Raw genomic sequence first — 4,801 nt, 5'->3', positions numbered from 1 at the left:
GCCTGATCGGCAACGACGCGGCGAATGTCATCAATGGCAAGGGCGGCAACGACATCCTGACCGGCGGGCGGGGCAACGACACCTTCGTCATCGAGAAGGGGTTGGGGCACGATTTCATCACCGACTTCGAGGGCGCCATGGCCTCGGGCGGCGACGTGATCCAGTTCAAGGGCTTCGGGGCCGGGGCGACCCTCGGGCACGATGGGGATGTCTGGTTCGTCACCGCCGCCGATGAGTCCGTCACCTACCTGACGGTCGAGAACGTGACCGCCCTGCAGCCGGGCGACTACGTCTTCGTCTGAGGGCGATCGTGAGACATCTTCAGCCGGCAAGCCGCTGCTGGGGGGAATGGGTTCGCTGAGAATCCAGCGACCATGCCGGATATGGATGTTCTCCATATCCGGCCATGGCGTCCTGGACCACAGGCATCACCGTTGGAAAAGGCCGAGATGGCTGCTAGCCCGGCCCCTGCATACAAGCCGCAGTAACATAGGCCCTCGCCCACTCCGCAAGTGAGTCATCGTGCTCACTCCGCGCAAGACGGCTTCCACCCACCTTCCTGCGCTCGCTCCGTGCAGGTGGGTCCCTGTGAAGCCCTCTTGCGCTCCGCTGCGCACGTTGGCCCCTTGATGGGGTCAGGACGGGGAACGTCTTCAAGATTCGACCGGCCTCCGGCCCGGGGCGAACAGGGAACGGCAGTTTTGGGTTGGGCCGTTGGCGTGGTGGTGTGAACTGTAAAGGCGCCCGCGTCCTTGGCCCACTTCCTGGCCTTCTTGCGGCGCCTGTCGAGCAGGTCCAGACCCGCCCTGCCGCCGGATGATTTCGGCTCAATCATGTAGTCCATCACCAGCGAAATCGGCTCCGACACGCGAAGCATTCCCGCTGGCCTGTGCACTGAGCATCGAAGCCAGAACTGCAGCCCGCGTCGCCGCCGGGGCTCGCAAAGAATTCAACCAGAAGTTGAGAAGCTCTCTTGCACACTTGGATCAATCTGCGGCAAAAGAACAATTGCTGAGACGATCCGCAGAGGTGGTGAAAGGATCACACCGGGGTACCCCCTCGGAGTTGCTACGGCGACGTAGACCTCTGCTCCAGTCCCACTGCCCAGGCGGCCCTGTGCGCCATGCAGCCGCCCGGCCGAAATGCCTCTCAAGCCCGTGCGGTCGCCTGCAGATCCGCCAGCGCCGGCTCGCGTGCGCGGAGGGCACTTAACTTTCTGATCCCTGATTACGGCGTCGCGCAGGGACTCCCGGCCAGGCTGGCCAAGGCCGCCAGGCCGAGAATCCAATCAGGAACCGCCGCGGTTCACGAGCTTTGTGCGCCTGTCGTTGTACCGCTCCACGAACCTACCCCGGATGATCTTGAACATGCTCGGCGGCAGGTGGCCGTAGTGGAACCGCCCCGGCTGTTGCGGCAACTGCCGCAGGTCGGCGGGCCACGTGTCGATGTTGCACTCGGACACCCGGACCCACTGGGGCGCGCTGTCCAGTCCTGCCTTTGCCTTCACGCTGTCCGGCAGCTCGATGCCCTCCTCCTCGTCGGAGGGCGGCGTGTGCGAGATCGGCAGATAGAGGACGAAATCCTCCGGACTGCCCTGGCGCCGGAACATCGCCGGCCGCCCGGACGAGAGGCTCATCGCGGCGTATTGGTACGACCTGCTGCGGCTGGCGGCCTGGGTCCGCACCGGCGTGGTCAGCGCCTCCCTCATGCTCAAGCGCCTCGGCGCCTATCCGCGGCAGAATGGGCTGGCCCTGGCGTTGCGAGAGGTCGGCCGCATCGCGCGGACGCTGCACACCTTGGACTTGCTGCAGATGCCACAGCTCCGGCGGCAGGCGACCACGGAGCTGAACAAGGGGGAGGCGCGCAATGCGCTCGCCCGCGCCGTCTGTTTCCACCGGCTGGGGCGCCTGCGCGACCGCGGAACGGAGGCGCAGCAGCACCGTGCCAGCGGGCTGGCTCTGGTCACCGCCGCCATCGCCCTGTGGAACAGCGTCTATCTCGACCGGGCGCTGGAGGAACTGCGCCGCCGCGGCGAGGTGGTGCCGGAGGCGCTGCTCGCCCATGTCGCCCCGCTCGGCTGGCAGCACATCAATCTCACCGGCGACTATCTCTGGAGCGCAGACGCCGGCCTCGGTCCGGACGCCTTCAGGCCGCTACGTAGCACCTCGGTTGCGCCTTCCACCCTGGCTGCAGCCTGACCATGTTCCCGGTCCGTGCCGCCAACCGTGCTATTCTGCCCGTTCTATGGCGGGACCCCAAGAGGGAACCCCCTCCCCCGCCGCCAGGTCGTTGCTGCGAGGACTAGCGGCCCGACTCGTCTTCCTCCGGCGGCCAGGCGCGCGCGCCGTGCAGCACGGCGAGCACGTGGATTTCCCGACCGGCGACACGGTACGGCACGACGAACGGCGTGCTCGGCACCACCAGCTCGCGCGTGCCGGGCACCCGGCCCGCGCGCCCGCGCTCGGGGAATTGTCTCAGGCCGTCGATGGCTTCACGGAGTCGCGCCGCCAGGGCAGCGGCGGCCCTGGGGTTGTCCAGGGCGATGTAGTCCCGCGCGGCGTCGAGATCGGCGAGGGCTTGGCGGGTGTAGCGGACGATCACCGCCAGCGCGCGTAGGCGGCGGTGACTTCCTCACCGGTGGCGAACTCGCCCGCCTCGGCCTGGCGCAGGCCTTCCTCGATGTGGGCGATCTGCCAGCGATGCACGGCCAGATAGGCGTCCACGGCCTCGTTGATGAGATAGCTGCGGTCGCGGTCGGTGGCGCGCGCCAACGCATCGAGCGCCGCCCGCTTCTCTGCATCCATCCGTACGGTGATCGCCTCGCGTGCCATACCGGCCATAACGTCCCCCTTCAGCTCTTCGTATTCTATTGTATTACAGCGTGGTTCGCAACGATCACGCCCCCTGCCCTGCCATCCCTCTGGAGCCGGCCTGCGATCCGCAGACCGGCGCGCAAGCGGAAGTCAAACCCCTGGCCGTAGGCCAGCCGCGATAGCGGCGTGGAGCCACGCGCAACCCGTAGGGCGAGCATGGCGAGCGGGGTTAACGGAGCGAGCACGGTGGTAGGCTTGGTGTCAGGTTAGCATTACAGTTGCGTTTTCTGATGACCTCTGAATTCATGGGGAACCATGGTTCGGAGATCATGGATGGCGGGCGCTTCGATCGAGACGATGCTGGAGCTCTGGGCGTCGTCGCTGCGTGAGGTCAAGGCGCGGATACGACCGCTGTTCACCCAAGCAAGGGTGGCGGCGTCGGCGGGGTTGTTCCTGGACGGCCTGCTGGGGCCTGAGCGCCGCAAGACAGGCTGGATGCGGGCCGAGGTGGCGGGTGATCCCGGACCCTGGCGGCAGCATTGAATCGCTTCTAACCTGATGTCGACCCATCCGTGACAGGCAACGTGAGAGCTGGAGAGTAGGAGCGATCCCGTGCCCCTTCAAAGTCATACTCATACAGTCGAATGCGACCCATCGCAGCCTGACGCTGCCCCAAAAAGAACGTGAAGGCATTTGGCGCTGTGATAAAGAGGTGGATTGTTCCTGCTAGACGCGCACCGGCAGCCCGAACTTGAGCCGAGATTGCAGCAGCCAGTGTGTCGGCGTGACGACCGCAGACAACAGAGGTGCTGCCAGCTCCGCCGCTTAGATTGAACAGCAACAGCTTGCCGACGCTGGGCAGGTTGCGCTCGACGTAGCGTTCAACCTCATCAGCGATCTGATGGGTCAATCCAATGACAACCGCAACCTCCTGTCCGCCTGACACCATCTCCTTTTCCTCGACGCCAAGAGTCGGCCAACTCGGGTCCGGCTGCATGTCGTCAGCGGCCCAGATGCGCCGGCCGAGCGTGCGTTGTTCGAACTGGACCTGACGGCCAGATTTGATGTTCAAAATCGAGCCCGCCGCAAATGCGAGGGTAACATGCGCGTCGAGGACAAGCCGCAGGTGCGAATGATCCTTTGCGGCGCCCAGCAAGAAGGCGCGAAGCGCAGGATAGAGCGTAAGCTGCCAGTCGGTGTCGCTGCGAATGTAGCGCTCGTCGAAAGCAGGGATGAGGTCAAGGACCCTGAAGCAGCGCTCTTCGAGCCGGTCGATCGGATGCTCGAACGATTTGATGCCGTAGATGCGAGACTGGCCCTCAGCCTGTCCGATCAGTCCCTCACGGCGGCAGATTGCCGGGAAGGTCGAACGGTCAAATTCTAGGCGGCCCTGCGCCATCCACTGGAATATCGCGTCGTCATAGGGAAAAGCACTCTCGTTAGCTGGAATGCGGCGTAATCCGACCAAGCCAAAAACGGCATCAAGATACTCCCGGAGCCCATCGAGTGTATCTGTGGCTTGGCCAAAAGCTAGAGTTCGTGCGAGGAGCCGAAGCTCATTCTCATCAATGGCCAGATGATCGCGCCAAGCTTTCCGAACCGCACCAGCCCGGCTGTTGTCGGTACTCGAGCCGTACAGCCTATTGAGGCGCATTGCCCCCGATCGGTTGCCGATCATCTCACGAAGAGGATCGGCGCGGTCGAGCGACCAGTTGGTCAGCAGCTTGAAGCGAACTCCGTCACCGGTCGGCGCATAGTTCAGCTGGGCCTCTCGGGCTCGCTGCAGCAGCGAGCGAGCGTTGGCGTTGACAAACTCCGGATCGATGAGATGAGCGTAGCCGTAGCTATCGGGACTGACATGCCATTTACACTGAATGTGTTCGCGGCGTAGTGGCTCGCCGTACTGGTCAGCTGCGCTACGGGCAGGATCGTACTCGATCCAGATGTCGTCAAAGCTCTTAGGCCCCATCTCGAAGCCTACGCGAAGG

General features: G+C 64.5%; 4 protein-coding genes and 3 pseudogenes. 3 read left to right on the top strand and 4 right to left on the bottom strand.

The window, feature by feature from the left end:
• A pseudogene (locus tag CR162_RS23175) lies at nucleotides 1–302 on the top strand (hypothetical protein); the annotation flags it as partial.
• A gap of 986 nt (nucleotides 303–1,288) precedes the next feature.
• On the opposite strand, the gene CR162_RS21590 reads toward CR162_RS23175, so the two are convergent.
• Complete coding sequence (locus CR162_RS21590; RefSeq protein ID WP_099097526.1) at nucleotides 1,289–1,708, bottom strand: hypothetical protein; 420 nt, start codon at nucleotides 1,706–1,708, stop codon at nucleotides 1,289–1,291.
• Between CR162_RS21590 and CR162_RS21585 the strand changes: the two are divergent.
• Nucleotides 1,608–2,198, top strand: a pseudogene (locus tag CR162_RS21585) (Tn3 family transposase); the annotation flags it as partial. The gene CR162_RS21590 and the pseudogene CR162_RS21585 overlap by 101 nt on opposite strands.
• 103 nt (nucleotides 2,199–2,301) lie before the next feature.
• Here the strand turns inward: CR162_RS21585 and CR162_RS21580 are convergent.
• Nucleotides 2,302–2,601 carry a type II toxin-antitoxin system RelE/ParE family toxin gene (locus CR162_RS21580; RefSeq protein ID WP_099097525.1) on the bottom strand — a complete coding sequence of 100 codons (300 nt, stop codon included), beginning with the start codon at nucleotides 2,599–2,601 and terminating at the stop codon, nucleotides 2,302–2,304.
• Nucleotides 2,598–2,804, bottom strand: a complete 207-nt coding sequence (locus CR162_RS21575; RefSeq protein WP_218014959.1) for a CopG family ribbon-helix-helix protein — start codon at nucleotides 2,802–2,804, stop codon at nucleotides 2,598–2,600. Before CR162_RS21575 ends, CR162_RS21580 begins: the two co-directional genes overlap by 4 nt.
• Nucleotides 2,805–3,128: 324 nt before the next feature.
• On the opposite strand from CR162_RS21575, the pseudogene CR162_RS21570 reads away from it, so the two are divergent.
• Nucleotides 3,129–3,350, top strand: a pseudogene (locus CR162_RS21570) (IS701 family transposase); the annotation flags it as partial.
• 13 nt (nucleotides 3,351–3,363) lie between these two features.
• On the opposite strand, the gene CR162_RS21565 reads toward CR162_RS21570, so the two are convergent.
• The coding region (locus CR162_RS21565) for an SAVED domain-containing protein (RefSeq protein ID WP_099097524.1) at nucleotides 3,364–4,801 on the bottom strand (1,438 nt) is incomplete at its 5' end.

Source organism: Teichococcus rhizosphaerae (genome assembly GCF_002631185.1).
In the GTDB taxonomy this organism is placed as follows: Bacteria; Pseudomonadota; Alphaproteobacteria; order Acetobacterales; family Acetobacteraceae; genus Pseudoroseomonas; species Pseudoroseomonas rhizosphaerae.
Note: the sequence above shows the minus strand (reverse complement) of the source record. Positions and strands in the feature narration are given on the sequence as shown.